18 protein-coding genes are annotated in these 17,545 nt (G+C 55.6%); 17 read left to right on the forward strand and 1 reads right to left on the reverse strand.

Annotated features, from left to right (window positions below; all coding sequences use genetic code 11):
• Positions 1 to 59: 59 nt before the first annotated feature.
• The 3 genes from lgt (at position 60) to ppaX (ending at position 2,527) form a co-directional block, all read left to right on the forward strand.
• Positions 60 to 872 carry a prolipoprotein diacylglyceryl transferase gene (gene lgt / locus NSS88_RS10640; protein WP_055359101.1) on the forward strand — a complete coding sequence of 271 codons (813 nt, stop codon included), beginning with the start codon at positions 60 to 62 and terminating at the stop codon, positions 870 to 872.
• Between the two features lie 99 nt (positions 873 to 971).
• Positions 972 to 1,910 carry a nucleoside recognition domain-containing protein gene (locus tag NSS88_RS10645; RefSeq protein ID WP_061580758.1) on the forward strand — a complete coding sequence of 313 codons (939 nt, stop codon included), beginning with the start codon at positions 972 to 974 and terminating at the stop codon, positions 1,908 to 1,910.
• Complete coding sequence (gene ppaX, locus NSS88_RS10650; RefSeq protein WP_341084419.1) at positions 1,907 to 2,527, forward strand: pyrophosphatase PpaX; 621 nt, start codon at positions 1,907 to 1,909, stop codon at positions 2,525 to 2,527. Before NSS88_RS10645 ends, ppaX begins: the two co-directional genes overlap by 4 nt.
• 175 nt (positions 2,528 to 2,702) lie before the next feature.
• Here ppaX and NSS88_RS10655 read toward each other — a convergent pair whose 3' ends face one another.
• A complete protein-coding gene (locus NSS88_RS10655; protein WP_012748994.1) occupies positions 2,703 to 4,076 on the reverse strand; it encodes an IS1380-like element ISGsp2 family transposase in 1,374 nt (457 codons plus the stop codon).
• Between the two features lie 178 nt (positions 4,077 to 4,254).
• On the opposite strand from NSS88_RS10655, the gene NSS88_RS10660 reads away from it, so the two are divergent.
• From NSS88_RS10660 to NSS88_RS10725, 14 genes are all read left to right on the forward strand, one after another.
• Positions 4,255 to 4,752, forward strand: a complete 498-nt coding sequence (locus NSS88_RS10660; RefSeq protein ID WP_049625151.1) for an acyltransferase — start codon at positions 4,255 to 4,257, stop codon at positions 4,750 to 4,752.
• 304 nt (positions 4,753 to 5,056) lie between these two features.
• The gene (locus NSS88_RS10665; protein ID WP_049625139.1) at positions 5,057 to 6,232 is read left to right on the forward strand and encodes an ATP phosphoribosyltransferase regulatory subunit; all 1,176 of its coding nucleotides are present in this window, start codon (positions 5,057 to 5,059) and stop codon (positions 6,230 to 6,232) included.
• Between the two features lie 175 nt (positions 6,233 to 6,407).
• Positions 6,408 to 7,031: an ATP phosphoribosyltransferase gene (gene hisG / locus NSS88_RS10670; protein WP_033012052.1), complete on the forward strand. Its 624-nt coding sequence runs from the start codon at positions 6,408 to 6,410 to the stop codon at positions 7,029 to 7,031.
• 136 nt (positions 7,032 to 7,167) lie between these two features.
• Positions 7,168 to 8,442, forward strand: coding sequence for a histidinol dehydrogenase (hisD, locus tag NSS88_RS10675; protein WP_033015041.1), 1,275 nt, complete (start codon positions 7,168 to 7,170; stop codon positions 8,440 to 8,442).
• Between the two features lie 3 nt (positions 8,443 to 8,445).
• A complete protein-coding gene (gene hisB, locus NSS88_RS10680; RefSeq protein ID WP_033015142.1) occupies positions 8,446 to 9,033 on the forward strand; it encodes an imidazoleglycerol-phosphate dehydratase HisB in 588 nt (195 codons plus the stop codon).
• Positions 9,034 to 9,258: 225 nt separating this feature from the next.
• Entirely contained in the window at positions 9,259 to 9,900 is a 642-nt protein-coding gene (hisH, locus tag NSS88_RS10685; protein ID WP_049625140.1) for an imidazole glycerol phosphate synthase subunit HisH, read from the forward strand.
• On the forward strand, positions 9,900 to 10,634 hold the full coding sequence (gene hisA / locus NSS88_RS10690) for a 1-(5-phosphoribosyl)-5-[(5-phosphoribosylamino)methylideneamino]imidazole-4-carboxamide isomerase (RefSeq protein WP_049625141.1): 735 nt from the start codon (positions 9,900 to 9,902) through the stop codon (positions 10,632 to 10,634). Before hisH ends, hisA begins: the two co-directional genes overlap by 1 nt.
• The gene (gene hisF / locus NSS88_RS10695) at positions 10,631 to 11,389 is read left to right on the forward strand and encodes an imidazole glycerol phosphate synthase subunit HisF (protein ID WP_049625142.1); all 759 of its coding nucleotides are present in this window, start codon (positions 10,631 to 10,633) and stop codon (positions 11,387 to 11,389) included. Before hisA ends, hisF begins: the two co-directional genes overlap by 4 nt.
• Entirely contained in the window at positions 11,386 to 12,033 is a 648-nt protein-coding gene (gene hisIE / locus NSS88_RS10700; RefSeq protein WP_061580755.1) for a bifunctional phosphoribosyl-AMP cyclohydrolase/phosphoribosyl-ATP diphosphatase HisIE, read from the forward strand. Before hisF ends, hisIE begins: the two co-directional genes overlap by 4 nt.
• Before the next feature lie 278 nt (positions 12,034 to 12,311).
• A complete protein-coding gene (locus tag NSS88_RS10705; protein WP_055359093.1) occupies positions 12,312 to 13,781 on the forward strand; it encodes a tetratricopeptide repeat protein in 1,470 nt (489 codons plus the stop codon).
• A gap of 75 nt (positions 13,782 to 13,856) precedes the next feature.
• Positions 13,857 to 14,813, forward strand: a complete 957-nt coding sequence (gene trxB, locus NSS88_RS10710) for a thioredoxin-disulfide reductase (RefSeq protein ID WP_013146376.1) — start codon at positions 13,857 to 13,859, stop codon at positions 14,811 to 14,813.
• Between the two features lie 331 nt (positions 14,814 to 15,144).
• Positions 15,145 to 15,621, forward strand: a complete 477-nt coding sequence (locus NSS88_RS10715) for an NUDIX hydrolase (protein WP_055359092.1) — start codon at positions 15,145 to 15,147, stop codon at positions 15,619 to 15,621.
• Between the two features lie 18 nt (positions 15,622 to 15,639).
• Positions 15,640 to 16,536, forward strand: coding sequence for an RNase adapter RapZ (gene rapZ, locus NSS88_RS10720; protein WP_033015060.1), 897 nt, complete (start codon positions 15,640 to 15,642; stop codon positions 16,534 to 16,536).
• Positions 16,533 to 17,486 (forward strand): gluconeogenesis factor YvcK family protein, encoded by a 954-nt coding sequence (locus NSS88_RS10725; RefSeq protein WP_055359091.1) that lies wholly within the window; start codon positions 16,533 to 16,535, stop codon positions 17,484 to 17,486. Before rapZ ends, NSS88_RS10725 begins: the two co-directional genes overlap by 4 nt.
• Positions 17,487 to 17,545: the final 59 nt, after the last annotated feature.

Consider the following 17,545-nt stretch of genomic DNA (forward strand, 5'->3'; position numbering starts at 1 on the left):
CGTTTCTTGCGTCAAAGGAATGGATCTCGTTTGGGCATGGGGCATAGGAGGTGGAAACGATGGAATCGACGATTCAGCCGCTCGACCGCGTGTTTTTGCACCTTGGTCCTATTACGATTTATTGGTATGGGGTCATTATCGGCACCGGTGTGTTGATTGGGCTATGGCTCGCGACGCGCGAAGCGGTGCGGCTCGGCTTGCCGAAAGAGACGTTTGTCGATTTAGTGCTGTTTGCCGTGCCGATCGCCATTGTCTGCGCGCGGGCGTATTACGTGTTGTTTGAATGGCACTATTATTCAAAGCATTTGTCAGAGATTCCAAAAGTTTGGCAAGGCGGCCTCGCCATTCACGGCGGTTTGATCGGGGCGGTGGCGACGGGCGTGGTGTTCGCCCGCGCGCGCGGGCTGTCGTTTTGGAAGCTCGCCGATATTGCCGCACCAAGCATCATTTTAGGCCAGGCGATCGGGCGCTGGGGCAATTTTATGAACCAAGAGGCGCATGGCGGCCCTGTGTCGCGCCAGTTTCTTGAAAATTTGCATTTGCCGGATTGGATCATCAACCAAATGTACATTGACGGGCGCTATTGGCATCCGACGTTTTTGTACGAATCGCTTTGGAATTTGGCCGGTTTTTGTCTTTTGCTTTGGCTTCGGCGCGTCAACTTGCGGCGCGGCGAGCTGTTTTTGTCCTATTTGATTTGGTATTCCGTCGGCCGCTTTTGGATTGAAAGGATGCGCACCGACAGCTTGATGCTGGCCGGCAGTCTGCGCGCGGCCCAAGTCGTATCCGTGACGCTGATCGTGTTGTCGATCGTACTGTGGATCGTGCGCCGGGCGAAAGGATGGGCAAAAGCAAGGTATCAAGACGAATAGCCGTCCTTATCCGTTGACGGATGACTAGGGAAAAAGAGGGGCGGCGTGTGGTGAAAAGGTCACACGGCGGCATGAAGACAAGCGAAGGAGAGAGGAGATATGGTAGGAACATTGCAGCGCGGCGTCATCGCCGGACTGAAGACGTCATGGGCGCTCGGCAAAATCATTTTTCCAGTGACGCTCATTTTAGCGCTGTTGCAGCCGACCCCTTTATTTTCATGGTTGATCGACCTTGTCACTCCCCTGATGAAGTGGTTCGGCTTATCCGGCGACGCGGCCGTGCCGCTTGTGCTCGGCAATTTGCTTGGATTGTACGCGGCGATCGGGGCGATGCTGACGATCGAGTTGACGGTGAAGGAAGTGTTCATTCTCGCGGTCATGCTTTCCTTTTCTCATAACTTGATCGTCGAGTCTTCCGTCGCTTCGCGGACGGGTATGAGCGTTTGGCTCATGCTCGCCGTGCGCATTGGCTTGGCCGTTGTCTCCAGTTTGTTGATCGCTCATCTATGGGATGGGGGGCAGGAACTCGCTCAATATGGGTTTGTCTCGCCTGAAGCCGCCTCGCCGTCCGGCTGGGGAGAGATCATCTTGGCGGCGCTGAAAAAAGCGGCGACCGGCATCGTCCAGCTGGTTGCGATTGTCATTCCATTGATGACGATCATTCAAGTGTTGAAAGAACGCCATTGGATCGAAGCCGCTTCGCGCTGGATGGCGCCGGTGACGAAGATGCTGGGCATGAGCGCGAACACATCGCTCACGCTCGCCGCCGGGTTTGTGTTCGGCTTGGCGTACGGGGCGGGAGTGATGATTCAGGCGGCGAAAGAAGACGGCGTCTCGAAGCGCGATTTGACGTTGGCGTTTATTTTTCTCGTTTCTTGCCATGCGGTTGTCGAAGATACGCTCATTTTCGTCCCGCTTGGCATCTCTGTTTGGCCGCTGCTTTTCATCCGCTTGGTGACGGCCGTATTGCTGACAATGGCGGTGGCGTTCGTTTGGCGCCGCTTTGAACACCCGATGAGAAAGGAAGCTGCTTCATGACGATTCGCACCATTTTGTTTGATCTTGACGGCACATTGATTGATACGAACGAGCTCATCATCCAGTCGTTTTTGCATACGTTGGAGAAGTACTATCCAGGCCGTTACAAACGTGAGGACGTCCTGCCGTTCATCGGCCCGTCGCTCTATGAAACGTTCGGCTCGCTCGATCCGGAACGGGTCGAGGAGATGGTGAAGACGTACCGCACGTTCAACCACGCTCATCATGACGAACTGATTCGCGAGTTTGACACCGTGTATGAAACGATCGAAACGCTCCACCGCCATGGCTTCCGCCTCGGCGTCGTGACGACGAAAATGCACGACACCGCCCTAATGGGGTTAAGAAAAACGCGGTTGGCGCCGTTTTTCTCGTGCGTCATCGGCCTCGATGACGTCACGCGGCCAAAGCCGGACCCCGAGCCGATTTACAAGGCGCTTGAGGTGCTGCAGTCAACACCGAACGAAGCGCTCATGGTCGGCGACAACTACCACGACATGTTGGCCGGCAAAAACGCCGGCGTCAAAACAGCCGGCGTCGCGTGGGCGATTAAAGGGCGCCAATATTTGGAACAATATAAACCGCCTGAATCCGTGATGGTTGGAAATCAACTTTGATTTTGGTGTTAGTTCTATGGATATATGATCCATACATCCCTTTTTTTGATGATTCCCTGCACCACTTTCATGTTTGAAAACGAGATAAATCCTCTTTTATGGAGATACAAACCAAAAAAGAGACAAAAAAAGTACAGGGGGGAGTGATGGATATGAGTACCCGAACATCTGTTTGTTATCTTGCCTCTTTCCATTTTTGATACACATTCAGTAGGAGTATACTGTACCCACTCCTTCGCGTCAGTTTCATCCAGATCTGTCGTGATCGGCGGACGAGTCGACCTGCCATCGTGATCACCGTCTGAATAATCGTCTTGATGCGACGGCGTTTCACTTTGTGGTGCAACGGATGTCTCGGATCGCTTAATAGATCTTGTCCAATCAGACGAAGAAGATTGTAAACGAAGGCTCCCATGACCAACACGAGCGCATTCGTTTTCATCTTCCCAGATGGAAGCCGCTCTAAATCTAAGTCGCTCTTCAGTTCGCTATGAAACTGTTCGCATGTCGCATGGTCATGATACAACGCGAGCACATCGCTCATTCGAACATGCTCGTATCCTTTGAGCCGCACCCAATAGCTTTCCACTTCATAATCAGGAACGAGCATCAGCTGTCCATTGCGTTCCATCGTCCGTTCCGTCACTTGGGTGACTTGAACGTACGTATACGTGTTTCCATCGATCGCTGCCTTCTGTGGAAGGCATAGCTCATAGGTTTGTACTCCTTCGCTTTGTCCATCATCGACGCGTCTGCCCTTTTGCGAAGCGATCTGGAACCAAAGCGCTTTCGATTCTCGGCGTAAGTTTCGCTTGATGACAAAGTCCACGTCTTCCTTTAGGCATACGTGCACATTCGCTTCTGCATCGTTTCCTGCATCCATGCGAACAAGCAGACGAGATGAAGTCAGTTGACGAGCTCGACGGATAGCGGTGACTAAAAACGAGGGCATGTTGTCTTGCACATGTTGTTTCCCTGGACGCAACTCGGCATGAACGAGATACCCTTCCTTCCCTGCATACGCAAACAACGGTGTAAAACCGTCAAATCCTTTATACGTTCGACTGACTCCTTCTTTTTTCGTATCGGAGTTGTCAAATGGGGAACCATCTATATCAAGGGGAAGCCATGTCGTCTTTCCTTTGGTCCAACAAGGGGACAAAGTGGCATGTCGTTGAATCAACAGACGTATGGACTCCTCCCAAAGAATCGTTTCGGTCATCGGAAGACAAGCGAGCTGATCGAGTCGTTGTCGCAAGGTTGGAGAGGAAGGCACGTGCTGAATCCCCATCGATGCCGAAAAGATATCGTCCTGACGATACGCTTCGATATGATCGAAATCCGTTTTTCCTGTGGCAAGCAAGCCAATCATCGAGCGAATGACATCGCTATGGGAAATGTGCACTTCTCGACGAACCGTTGGAAGCCGAAGTGCGTTTACCCGTTTATCCAGTTTCGTTCGATGGAGTAAGTAGCCAACGAGAGCAAGCCCAGCACTTGGGGTAATCGCTTCATCTGTCAATACAAACCGAATCGGGAAATCTTTCATCATATCACCTACTTGATGAAGAATCGTCAACGTCGTTTTCTCTTATCGTATCAACGGTTTGCGACCATTGTAAAGATGTTTTGTCACGGATTCAGGAACCGGACTATATGCTCGAGAAAATGAGCGACTTGCTCGCCATTGTCGGCATCAACGAATGAAAGGAGGAATCATCCTCCCGGTGAGACGAACGACCAAATACCCTGTCCAAGGAGCGAACTCGCTCTGGCAATTGTACCGCACCGTATCGTTTTGGAAAGTGCTGAAAAACGTCATCATCATTCAAATCGGGCGCTACACGCCGTTTTTGCCGCTAAAACGCTGGCTGTACCGCACGTTTCTCGGCATGAACATCGGCGAGCAAACCGCGCTCGCCTTTATGGTCATGCCAGATATTCTCTTCCCTGAAAAAATCTGCATCGGCCGCAACTGCGTCATCGGCTACAACACGACGATTCTCGCCCACGAATATTTGGTTGACGAATACCGCCTCGGCGATGTCGTGATCGGCGATGAGGTGATGATCGGCGCGAACTCGACCATTTTGCCCGGCGTGGTGATCGGCGACCGCGCCGTCGTCGCCGCCGGCACGGTCGTTCATCAAGACGTCCCGCCCGGAGCGATGGTCGCCGGCTGCCCGATGCGCATCGTTCGCCGGAGTGAACCGCCTTCCGATTGAACGGGGGCGGTTTTCCATGTTGGAATAGGAAAAAAGGAAAGAAACAAAAAAGGAGAATTGGGGATTTTGGCAAGATGGATCGCCGCTATTTTCATTAGAGTGCAGATCACTGCCTATGCCGTGTGGAACGAAACGGACAAGCGCTTCTAGTTTTTTGAAGCGATCTTGTCCGTTTTGTTATTGGCAAAGCGTTTTCCCCTTGACGCTGTGGCCGCAAAGGAGTAAACTACTAATAACTTCACTTCTCTACCATATTAGCAAACTAAAGTATTTCCTGAAGTATTTCGATAAAGGGCGTGGGGACATGGCAAAAAAGCTGTTCATGTTTGAAAAACCGTTGGGCATGCGCGATACGCTGCCGTTTTTATATGAGTTGAAAAAGCAAGTGCGCTCGGTGATGGCGGAAGAAATTGAGCGCTGGGGGTACGAGTTTATCGAAACGCCGACGCTTGAGTATTATGAAACGGTCGGGGCGGCGTCGGCGATTGCCGATCATCGGCTGTTTAAGCTCCTCGATCAGCAAGGGCATACGCTCGTGCTTCGGCCCGATATGACGGCGCCGATCGCCCGGGTGGCGGCGTCAAGGCTTTATGACGACGGCAATCCGCTCCGGTTGGCGTACAACGCCAACGTGTTCCGCGCCCAGCAGCGCGAGGGCGGTCGGCCGGCGGAGTTTGAGCAGATCGGCGTCGAGCTGATCGGCGACGGCACGGTGGCCGCCGACGCCGAAGTCATCAGCTTAATGGTCGCGTTGTTGAAGCGCGTGGGGTTGGGCCGCTTTTCGGTGGCCATCGGCCATATCGGGTATGTCAATGCGCTGTTTTTGGAGATTTTAGGGAATGAGGAGCGGGCGAGTGTATTGCGCCGTTTTTTATATGAGAAAAATTACGTCGGTTACCGCGAACATGTGAAGTCGTGGCCGCTTTCGTCGATCGATCAAAAGCGGCTGTTGGATCTTCTTTCCTTGCGCGGCGGAACGGACGTGATCGAACAGGCGAAAACGCTCGTCACAAGCGAGGAGGGGCGGCGGGCGTCTGACGAGCTGGCGGCGCTCATGGCAGCGCTTCGGACGTATGGGGTGGCCGAGGCGGTGAAGCTCGATATGGCGCTTGTCAGCCATATGAGCTATTACACCGGCATTTTATTTGACGTGTACGCCGAGCAAGTCGGATTCCCGATCGGCAACGGCGGGCGGTATGATGATTTGCTGGCGAAGTTCTCGCGCCCGGCGCCGGCGACGGGGGTTGGGTTGCGCGTCGATCGGTTGATTGAGGCGATTGGGGAAACGGATGTGCGCGGCGACATCGAGTGCATCGTCTTTAGCCAAGAGCGGCTGGCGGAAGCGGTGGAGCTCGCCGAGGCGAAACGGGTGGAAGGCAAGCGCGTCGTCTTGCAGCATATTGCCGGCATTCGTGATATTGACGCCTACAGCCAGCGCTACCGGTCGATCGTCTATTTGCTTGGCCGCAGCGGGCAATGAATGCCGCAAAAAGAGGAGAACGTCTCGAACAGGAACGACTGGAACGGCTGTCGATGAGGCGGGAGATGGAACGGCTAAAGCCACGAGGGTGTCCGGCTGCGCTAGTTCGGCGAGAGGGAGAGTTTGGCGGAAAAGCGCCGCGTTTGCACATGACGACGAGCAGGGAGGAAGAGTGATGCTGACGATTGCGATGCCAAAAGGGCGCATTTTTGATGAGGCGGTCGAGCTGCTGCGGCGGGCGGATTATGTGCTGCCGCCGGAATTTGACGAGTCGCGCAAGCTTGTCATTGACGTGCCGGAGGAGCAGATGCGCTTTATTTTGGCGAAACCGATGGATGTCGTCACCTATGTCGAACATGGGGTGGCGGATTTGGGCATAGCGGGAAAAGATGTCTTAATGGAGGAAGAACGGAACGTCTATGAGCTGCTCGATTTGCACATCAGCCGCTGCCATTTGGCGGTCGCCGGGCTGCCCGGTGCCAAGATGAATGAAATCGCGCCAAGGGTGGCGACGAAATATCCAAACATCGCGTCGACGTATTTTCGCGAACAAGGTGAGCAAGTTGAGATCATCCGCCTAAACGGCTCGATCGAGCTCGCCCCGCTGATCGGCCTTGCCGACCGGATCGTCGATATCGTTTCGACCGGACGGACATTGAAAGAAAACGGGCTTGTCGAGCTGGAACGAATCGCCGAGGTGACGTCGCGCCTGATTGTCAACCCGGCGAGCTACCGGCTAAACGGCGGGGACATTGAGCGGTTGGTCGACCGATTGGCGGCGGTGATTCCACAACCATAGAAAAAGATGGAAACGGGCGGTTGTCCGCAGAGAGCTTGATGGAGGCTCGGCGCGGCGTTGGCGGAACGGCGTCCGCGGCGCTGATGGGGGCTTGGTGGAGGAAAACGGATCGATGCCATAGAAAGGGGAGCGAACGATGAAAATCGAACGGATCCGAGGTGGCGTGTCGCTAAGGCGGACGATTGAAAGCGGAACGGAGGAGCAGCGGCGTGCGGTGCTCGATATCATCGCCGCTGTGCGCACCCGCGGCGACGAAGCGCTGAAAGAATACACGGAACGGTTTGACGGCGTCCGCTTGGATTCGCTCAAGGTGACGGAAGCGGAAATGAAGCGCGCGCATGCGGCGATGGACGCGGAGATGCTAGAGATCATTCGCCAAGCGGCGGCGAACATTCGCGACTACCATGAGCGGCAAAAGCGCGAATCATGGTGGATGACGAAAGAAGACGGCACCATTCTCGGACAAAAGGTGACGCCGCTCGATGCGGTCGGGTTGTACGTGCCAGGCGGGACGGCCGCTTATCCGTCGTCTGTGCTGATGAACGTTATTCCCGCACAAGTGGCGGGGGTGAAACGGATTGTCATCACCTCGCCGCCAAACAAAGACGGCACGCTCCCGGCTGGGGTGCTGGCCGCCGCCTATGAACTCGGCGTGACGGAAATTTACAAAGTCGGCGGCGCGCAGGCGATCGCCGCGCTTGCTTACGGGACGGAAACGATCCGGCCGGTTGACAAAATTTTCGGGCCGGGCAATATTTATGTGGCATTGGCGAAGCGGGAAGTGTTTGGGCATGTGGCGATCGACATGATCGCCGGGCCGAGCGAAATTGTCGTGCTCGCCGATGAGACGGCGCATGCGGATGAGATTGCGGCCGATTTGTTGTCGCAAGCCGAGCATGACGTGCGGGCGTCGGCCATTTTGGTGACGCCGTCGATGAAATTGGCGCTGGCGGTGGCGAGCGAAGTCGAACGGCAGCTGGAAACGCTGCCGCGCCGCGACATTGCCCAAGCGGCGCTCGAGAACTACGGCACCATTTACGTCACCGAGACGCTTGAGGAAGCGGTGGATGTCGTGAACGAACTGGCCCCAGAGCATTTGGAAGTGATGACGGCAGAACCGCTCGCGCTTTTCGGCCGGCTCCGCCATGCGGGAGCGATGTTTTTCGGCCGCTTCAGCTCCGAGCCGGTCGGCGACTATTTCGCCGGGCCGAACCACGTGCTGCCAACCAACGGCACGGCCAGATTCTCAAGCGGCTTGAGCGTTGACGAGTTTGTGAAAAAATCAAGCGTGATTGTTTACAGTGAAACCGCATTGAAACAACATGGCGACAAAATCGCCGCCTTTGCCCGCCTCGAGGGGCTGGAGGCGCACGCGCGCGCCATTGAGGTGCGGCTCGAGAAAGGGGAATGAATGATGGCAAGGGAAGCGATGATCGCAAGAACGACGAACGAGACGAGCATTGAGCTGCGTTTGGCGATTGACGGCGAAGGAAAAGCCGAACTGGAAACGGGCGTGCCGTTTTTAACCCATATGCTCGATTTGTTCGCCAAGCACGGCCAGTTCGATTTGCGCATTGACGCGAAAGGCGACACGCATATTGACGACCACCATACGACGGAAGACATCGGCATTTGCCTCGGGCAGGCGATCAAGGAAGCGCTTGGCGACAAAAAAGGAATCAAGCGGTACGGCAACGCGTTTGTGCCGATGGATGACGCCTTGGCGCAAGTTGTGATCGACTTGAGCAATCGCCCGCATTTTGAGTTTCGCGGCGAGTTTCCGGCAGCGAAAGTCGGCGCGTTTGATGTCGAGCTCGTGCATGAGTTTTTATGGAAACTGGCGCTTGAAGCGCGGATGAACTTGCATGTCATCGTCCATTACGGGCGCAATACGCACCATATGGTCGAAGCGGTGTTTAAGGCGCTCGGGCGGGCGCTCGATGAAGCAACGATGATCGACCCGCGCGTCAAAGGCGTTCCGTCGACAAAAGGGATGCTGTAGCCGATGGAGTGGGGCGCCCCCCGTGGGGAAAGAGTTCCGCAGGCGCAGGAAAGGCGGTCGGATCGAGGCAGCGCTTCCTGCGGGAAAAGCTCCATGGATGCAGGAAAGGCGACCGGATGCCAAGGAGAGGTTTGCACATGGAAGGAGCGCCGTAAAAAAGCATGCCGCCATACCGTTGTTCATTGAACAAGGGGATGGGCATGGATCAGGGAAGAAAGGAATGGGATGACGATGATCGGGATCATCGATTATGGCATGGGCAACTTATACAGCGTCCGCAAAGCGCTCGAGCGGCTCGGCTGCCCGTATATCGTGAGCGGCGACAAAGAGGAGCTCGAGCAGGCGCGCGGGCTGATTTTGCCCGGTGTCGGCTCGTTTCGCGATGCGATGCACATTTTAAATGAGACAGGCCTAGCTGCTTTCATCCGTTCGGCGGTTGAAAACGGCACGCCGCTGCTTGGCATTTGTTTAGGGATGCAGCTGTTGTTTGACGAAAGCGAAGAAAACGGGCCGACAAAAGGGCTTGGCTTGCTTCGCGGCCGCGTCGTCCGTTTTCCGGGCGTCACGAAAACCGGCGAGCCATACAAAGTGCCGCACATGGGCTGGAACCGGCTCCGTTTCCATCGCCCGTCGCCGCTTCTTCATGGCGTCGAGGAAGGGCATGTGTATTTTGTCCATTCGTATTATGTCATTCCAGGGGATGAGGACGTCGTGCTCGCGAGCAGTGAATATGACGTTGATGTTCCGGCGGTCGTCGGGCGCGGCTGTGTGTTTGGCACACAGTTTCATCCGGAAAAAAGCGGTGCGGTCGGCATGAGCATCTTGAACAATTATGTCGGCATCGCCACGGGAAGGGGGAACGGCTGATGGCGGCGTTTACGATTTATCCGGCGATCGATATGCGCGGCGGCAAGTGCGTCCGCCTGCTGCAAGGCGATTACAACAAAGAAACGGTGTACGGCGATTCGCCGGTCGCGATGGCCGAGCAATTCGCGGCCCAAGGGGCGGAGTGGATTCATATGGTCGATTTGGACGGGGCGAAAGAAGGGCGGCGCGTCAACGACCGGTTTGTCATTGAAGCGGCCCGCCTGGGCGTCAACGTGCAAGTCGGCGGCGGCATCCGGACGGAAGAGGATATCGTGTATTATTTAGAAAATGGGGTCGCCCGCGTCATTTTAGGAAGCGCGGCCATTGCCGATCCGCCGTTTGTGAAAAAGATGCTCCAAACATACGGCCGCCGCATCGTGATTGGCATTGACGCCCGCGACGGCTTCGTGGCGACGGAAGGGTGGCTGGCGACGTCCAACGTGAAAGCGGAAGAACTCGGGCGGATGCTCGCCGAGGCGGGGGCGGAGACGTTTATCTTTACGGACATTGCAACGGACGGCACGCTGTCGGGCCCGAACATCGCCGCCGCGGTCCGGTTGGCCGAGGCGACGGGAAAAGAAGTGATTGCTTCTGGCGGCGTCAGCTCGCTTGACGATTTGCGCGCGCTCTGCCAATATGCTGGACAAGGCATCGGCGGTGCGATCGTCGGCAAGGCGCTTTATACGAATCAGTTTACGCTAGCGGAAGCGTTAAAGGCGGTGAGCGAGCGATGATCACGAAACGCATCATCCCGTGCCTTGATGTGAAAGACGGCCGCGTCGTCAAAGGAGTGCAGTTTGTCCAGCTGCGCGATGCCGGCGACCCGGTGGAGCTGGCGAAGGCGTACGATGAGCAAGGGGCGGACGAGCTCGTCTTTTTGGACATCTCCGCTTCCCATGAAGGCCGGAAAACGATGGTCGATGTCGTCGAGCGCGTCGCTGCCGAGCTCGCCATTCCGTTTACGGTCGGCGGGGGGATTCATTCGCTTGACGATATGAAGCGGATGCTGCGCGCCGGGGCCGACAAAGTATCGCTCAACACCGCCGCGGTGCTCCATCCGGCCTTGATCGCGGAAGGGGCGGACTTTTTCGGCTCGCAATGCATCGTCGTTGCCATTGACGCGAAATACGATGAAACGCTTGGTTCATGGCGCGTTTATACGCACGGCGGCCGCAACGCGACCGAATGGGAAGTGGTCGCGTGGGCGCAGGAAGCGGTCCGTCTTGGCGCCGGGGAGATTTTGCTGACGAGCATGGATGCCGATGGCGGCAAAAACGGTTTTGATATTGCCTTGACGCGGCGGGTGAGCGAAGCGGTCAGCGTTCCGGTCATTGCGTCCGGCGGCGCCGGCAAGGCCGAGCATTTCCTCGAAGCGTTCGAAAAAGGGAAAGCGGACGCGGCGCTGGCGGCATCGATTTTCCATTACAAAGAAACGTCGGTCGGACAAGTGAAAGCGTACTTGAAAGAAAGAGGGGTGAACGTGCGATGACGGCAGACATTCGCTTTGATGAAAAAGGGCTGGTGCCCGCGATCGTCCAAGATGCGCAAAGCAAGGAAGTGCTCACGCTCGCCTATATGAACAAAGAGTCGCTCGAAAAAACGATCGAGACCGGAGAAACATGGTTTTACAGCCGCTCGCGCCAAGAGTTGTGGCATAAAGGGGCGACATCTGGAAACGTGCAGCGCGTTGTCGACATCCGCTACGACTGCGACGCCGATGCGCTGCTCGTGCTCATCGAGCCGGCGGGTCCGGCGTGCCATACGGGCGCGTATTCGTGCTTTTCCCGCTCGCTGGACGGCGCGGCGCGCGCGCCGCAGGCCGACCGGTTCGCCATTTTGAACGAGCTCGAACAGATCATCGCCAAGCGCGACGCCGAACGGCCAGAAGGGTCGTACACGACGTATTTGTTTGAAAAAGGTGTCGATAAGATTTTGAAAAAAGTCGGCGAAGAAGCGGCCGAAGTGATTATTGCGGCGAAAAACCGGAGTCATGACGAGCTGAAATGGGAAGCAGCTGATTTGTTGTACCATTTGCTTGTGCTGTTGCGGGAACAAAAGCTGCCGCTTGACGCCGTGCTGGCAACGCTTGCCGAGCGGCACGCACAAAAAACGGAAGCAACGGAACAAACCTAATCGTAAGCCGATGGTTAGCGAAGGCTTGTTCACGGGGACGATTGGAAACGGAGGAATAGGAAAACGGGATGCCCGCCACTCAGACTGCCGGGCTCATGGCTCGCGTGAGCGAACCGCGGAGGCAGCCGGAGAGCGGGGCATCCTTTTTTGACGTCTCCGCCGTTTGGCGGACGGCAATGGCGCTGCTACCATGTTTTTGAGCTGAGTTTTGTTGTTTGTTTCAGCGGCCAATATGATATACTGTTGTTCGACGAATTTTACGGACAACGGAGGACAGAATGGGAAAACAACTGAAGCAGTCATCACGAAAAGCGACGATTGTGCCGTTTCTCCAGAACGGAGAGTATTTTTTCAAAAAAGGAATGAAAGCATACGATCGGGGCGATTTGCATAAGGCGAGGAAGTATTTCGAGCGCGCCGTCCGTTTGGATGAGCGCGATGCGTCGTTTGCCCTGCAGCTGGCGCTAGTATTGTCCGAACTTGGTGAATACCAGTTTTCAAACCAATGGCTGTTCAAAATTATTCATGATCTCGATGAAACGATGGACGACTGTTTGTATTTTTTGGCGAACAATTTCGCCTGCCTCGGCTTGTTCCGCGAGGCTCGGCAATATGCTGAACAGTACTTGGCGAATGAGCCGGACGGGGAGTTTGCCGACGATGCCGCCGACTTGCTTGAGCTGCTTCGGCTCGATGGCTCAGAATGGACGGAAGAAGAGGAGCAACTGATGGTGATGGAGGATCGGGCCCGCCGTTTGCTTGAGGAGGAGCGGTTTGCGGAAGCGATTGAGGCGCTCGAGGCGATTGTCGCCCGCTATCCGGACATGTGGGCGGCGCACAACAACCTGGCGCTTGCTTATTTTTACCGCGGCGATGTCGACAAAGCGAAACAGAAAGTGCGTGAAGTGCTCAAACGCGATCCCGGCAATTTGCATGCGCTTTGCAATGCGCTCGTTTTCGCGTATTACTTGCATGATCAGGAGCAAGTCTCTTCCCTTTGCCGGACGCTCGCCGGGCTTTATCCGTTTTTCCATGAGCATCAATACAAGCTCGGGGCGACGTTCGCGCTTGTCGGGCGGTTCGATTTGGCGTTCCGCTGGCTGCACCGCCTGTACAAAAGCGGCTTTCGCGGCGACGGGCCGTTTTACTACTGGCTCGCCTGCACCGCCTACCATACGGGGCATGAATCGCTCGCTCGGAACATGTGGGAAGAGTTTCTCGTGTTTCATCCGGAAAAGCGCGGCGAGGAGCCGTGGGCTGTTCCGTCGTTCGACGAAGCGTTTGCCCGCATCATCCGCTGGATTGAGCAGGAAGGATTGGCTGACCAGTTGTACGGCTTATATTTGTTCAGCCGCTCGAAGCAAGCGGAGGAAACGGCCATGTCGCTGGCGGTCTGCCGCTTGTTGCCGGCCGACCCGCGCTTGCGTCCATTCATCGACTCGTTTTTATTTGGCTTGACCGACGGCTCGTCCGCCCGGGCGGGGAACGTCGGCCGTATGGTCGATGCGCTTTCGGCAAATAATGAAGAAAAGGAAGCACTCTGCCGCTTTGCGTTTGCGATTGCCGTCCATCCGCTGGCCGATGGCGAACGGTTTGCGAACGGAGCGGCGTGGGCGGCGGCGATTGAATACATGTGGCGCCGTCAGCAAGGAGAGCGTGTGACGCAAAGAGAGATGGCGGCCAAATACGGCGTTTCGGCGTCGACGGTGCAAAAATACGTGCAAAAAGCGCGCCGGCTCTATACATGAGCAAATCAATAGACAGGGCGAATCGACTTTTATACGATGAAAATGGAATGATTCTCAAGCGAGGGAGTGGACGGTGTGGCAGACGAAAAAATTTACGATGTCATTATTGCCGGAGCCGGGCCGGCTGGGCTGACGGCGGCTGTCTATACATCGCGCGCCAATTTGTCGACGCTGATGATCGAGCGCGGCGTCCCGGGCGGGCAGATGGTCAACACTGAGGAAGTCGAGAACTATCCTGGCTTTGAAACGATTTTAGGCCCGGAATTGGCGACGAAAATGTTTGAGCATGCGAAAAAATTCGGCGCGGAGTACGCATACGGCGATGTGAAAGAAATCATCGATGGCGAGGCGTACAAAACGGTCATCGTCGGCGACAAAGAGTACAAGGCCCGCGCGGTCATCATCGCCACCGGAGCGGAATATAAAAAACTCGGCGTACCGGGTGAAGCGGAGCTCGGCGGCCGCGGCGTTTCGTACTGTGCGGTGTGCGACGGGGCGTTTTTCAAAGGGAAAGATTTGGTTGTCGTGGGCGGGGGCGACTCAGCGGTCGAAGAGGGCGTCTATTTGACGCGGTTTGCCAATAAAGTGACGATCGTTCACCGCCGCGACAAGCTGCGGGCGCAAAAAATTTTGCAAGACCGGGCGTTCGCCAATGAAAAAATTGATTTCATCTGGAACCATACGGTGAAACAAATCAACGAAAAGGACGGAAAAGTCGGCAGCGTGACGCTTGTGCATACGCAAACGGGCGAGGAGCGCGAATTTCCGTGCGACGGCGTTTTCATTTACATCGGGATGGTGCCGCTCTCGAAGCCGTTTGCCAATCTTGGCATCACGAATGAAAACGGCTATATCGTCACGAACGAAAAGATGGAGACGAAAGTGCCGGGCATTTTCGCCGCCGGTGATGTGCGGGAAAAAACGCTCCGGCAAATCGTGACGGCTACCGGCGACGGCAGCATCGCCGCGCAAAGCGCCCAGCATTACGTTGAGGAACTGAAAGAAAAGCTCCATAAGCAAGGGGTCAGCTGATCCGGTAACCAAATCGCAATCAAATCGTAATGGTTATTTAACCCAGATGTAACACGGGCGCAACACATTTGTCGTATGCTATAAGTAAGTAATTGACCCCCTTTTATATAGATCCTTTTTGGCGCGGGCGTTTGTCCGCGTCTCTTTTTTTGCCGGGCGCTTGCATCCTGCCGTTTCGCTTGAAACGGCGGGGATGGCGTCTTTCGGCTGGAAGCGGAATGTTGGGCCCCGAGGTTTTTGCAGACGGGAAGCGGACGGTTTCCAGCGGTTTGAAGGTGGAGCGGCCTAACTATTTATGGTAAAATAAAGATGATTATGTGCATGTTTGCGGATGGTTGGGGTGAACGAATTGCAACGGGTGACAAACTGCGTATTATATAAAGACGGCCAAGTGCTGCTGTTGCAAAAGCCGAGGCGCGGCTGGTGGGTCGCTCCGGGCGGGAAAATGGAGCCCGGCGAGACGGTGCGCGAAGCATGCATTCGTGAATACCGGGAAGAGACGGGCATTTATTTGAAAAATCCAGAGCTGAAAGGCGTCTTTACGATCGTGATGAAAAACGGGAATGAAACGGTGTCGGAGTGGATGATGTTTACGTTTTTCGCCGACGACTTCATCGGCGAAAACGTGCCGTCTTCCGAAGAAGGGACGCTCGCTTGGCATAAGGTTGAAGCGCTGTCCACGTTGCCGATGGCCCCAGGAGACTACCATATTTTAGAATACGCTGTCAAAGGCGAAGGGGTCATGTACGGAACGTTTGTATATACGGAGGAGTTTGAGCTGCTTTCATATCGTCTTGATCCAAGTTAGCGGAAGGGGAGCAGAAAAATGGGGAAACACGGGGCGCAGCAACCGATTCAACTCGTCATCATCACCGGCATGTCCGGGGCAGGCAAAACGGTGGCGATCCAAAGCTTTGAAGACCTCGGCTTTTTTTGCGTCGACAACTTGCCGCCGACGCTGTTGCCGAAGTTTTTGGAGCTTGTGAAAGAGTCCGGGAATAAAATGAATAAAGTCGCGCTCGTCATGGATTTGCGCAGCCGCGACTTTTTCGACCACTTGTTTGCCGCGCTCGATGAGTTGGCCGGGCAGGCGTGGATTATGCCGCAAATTTTGTTTTTGGATGCGCAAGACTCGACGCTTGTGGCCCGCTATAAAGAAACGCGGCGGACGCATCCGCTCGCGCCGAATGAGCCGCCGCTTGAAGGCATCCGCCTGGAGCGGAAACTGCTTGAGGAACTCAAAGGGCGGGCGCAAATCGTTTATGACACGACTGGGCTCAAGCCGCGCGAACTGCGGGAGAAAATCGTCCGCCAGTTTTCATCGCACGCCCAGTCCGGCTTTATGGTCAACGTTATGTCGTTTGGATTTAAATACGGCATCCCGATTGACGCTGACTTGGTGTTTGATGTCCGCTTTTTGCCGAACCCGCACTACATTGAGCATATGCGGCCGAAAACCGGGCTCGATGAGGAAGTGGCGTCATATGTGCTCAAATGGGGAGAAACGCAAAAGTTTTTGGAAAAGCTGATTGATTTGCTGGCGTTTATGCTGCCGTATTACCAGCGCGAAGGAAAAAGCCAGCTGGTGATCGCCATCGGCTGCACGGGCGGTCAGCATCGTTCCGTGGCGCTCGCTGAGCATATCGCCCGCCATTTTTCCGCCAATTATAAAACGGTTGTCTCGCACCGGGACATGGAGAGGAGAAAGGAAGCGCATCGATGAGAGACAAACGAGCAGCGAAGATCGTCGTCATCGGCGGCGGCACTGGGCTTCCCGTCCTGCTTCGGGGTCTGAAACAGCACGATCTTGACTTGACGGCTATCGTCACCGTCGCCGATGACGGGGGGAGTTCCGGGCGGCTCCGGGACGAACTGCACATCCCGCCGCCTGGGGATGTGCGCAACGTGCTCGCCGCGCTGTCTGATGTCGAACCGCTTATTGTTGAGCTGTTTCAACACCGTTTTCAAAACGGCAACGGCTTATCGGGACACTCGCTCGGCAATTTGATTTTGGCGGCGCTTACATCGATCACCGGCGATTTTGTGAAGGCGATCCGCGAAATGAGCAAAGTGTTGAACGTACGCGGCCAAGTGTTGCCGGCGGCGAACAAAAGCGTCGTGTTGCACGCGGAAATGGAAGATGGTACCGTTATTTCGGGCGAGTCGAAAATTCCTGGCGCGGGGAAAAAAATTAAGAGGGTGTTTTTAACCCCGGAAGATATTGAACCGTTGCCGGAGACGACCGCCGCCATCCGCGGCGCCGACTTGATTGTCATCGGCCCGGGGAGTCTGTACACAAGCATTTTGCCGAACTTGCTCGTGCCGAAAATCGGACAGGAAGTGTGCAAGGCGAAGGCGAAAAAAGTCTATATATGCAACATTATGACCCAGGCCGGCGAGACGCCGCACTATACGGTGAGCGACCATGTGAAGGCGCTTCATGACCATCTTGGCGTCCCGTTTTTGGATGCCGTCATCGTCAACAGCGGGGCGATTCCGGAATCCATCCGCCGCCGGTATGAAGAGGAGCGGGCCGAGCCGGTGCATGATGACAGCGGCACGCTCGGCGTGCAGGTGATCCGTGACGATATTGTTACGTACGATGATGGGGTCATTCGCCATAATACAGGGAAAGTCGCCGCCCTCCTTCTCGGGCTGCTTCCCCGCTGCTAGACGGCGGGCGCTGTGTGCCTGATCCGCATACGCATAGGCCAAGGAGACGGGGCGCGAGG

It is taken from the genome of Geobacillus sp. FSL W8-1251 (assembly GCF_038005945.1).
Classification (GTDB): domain Bacteria; phylum Bacillota; class Bacilli; order Bacillales; family Anoxybacillaceae; genus Geobacillus; species Geobacillus stearothermophilus.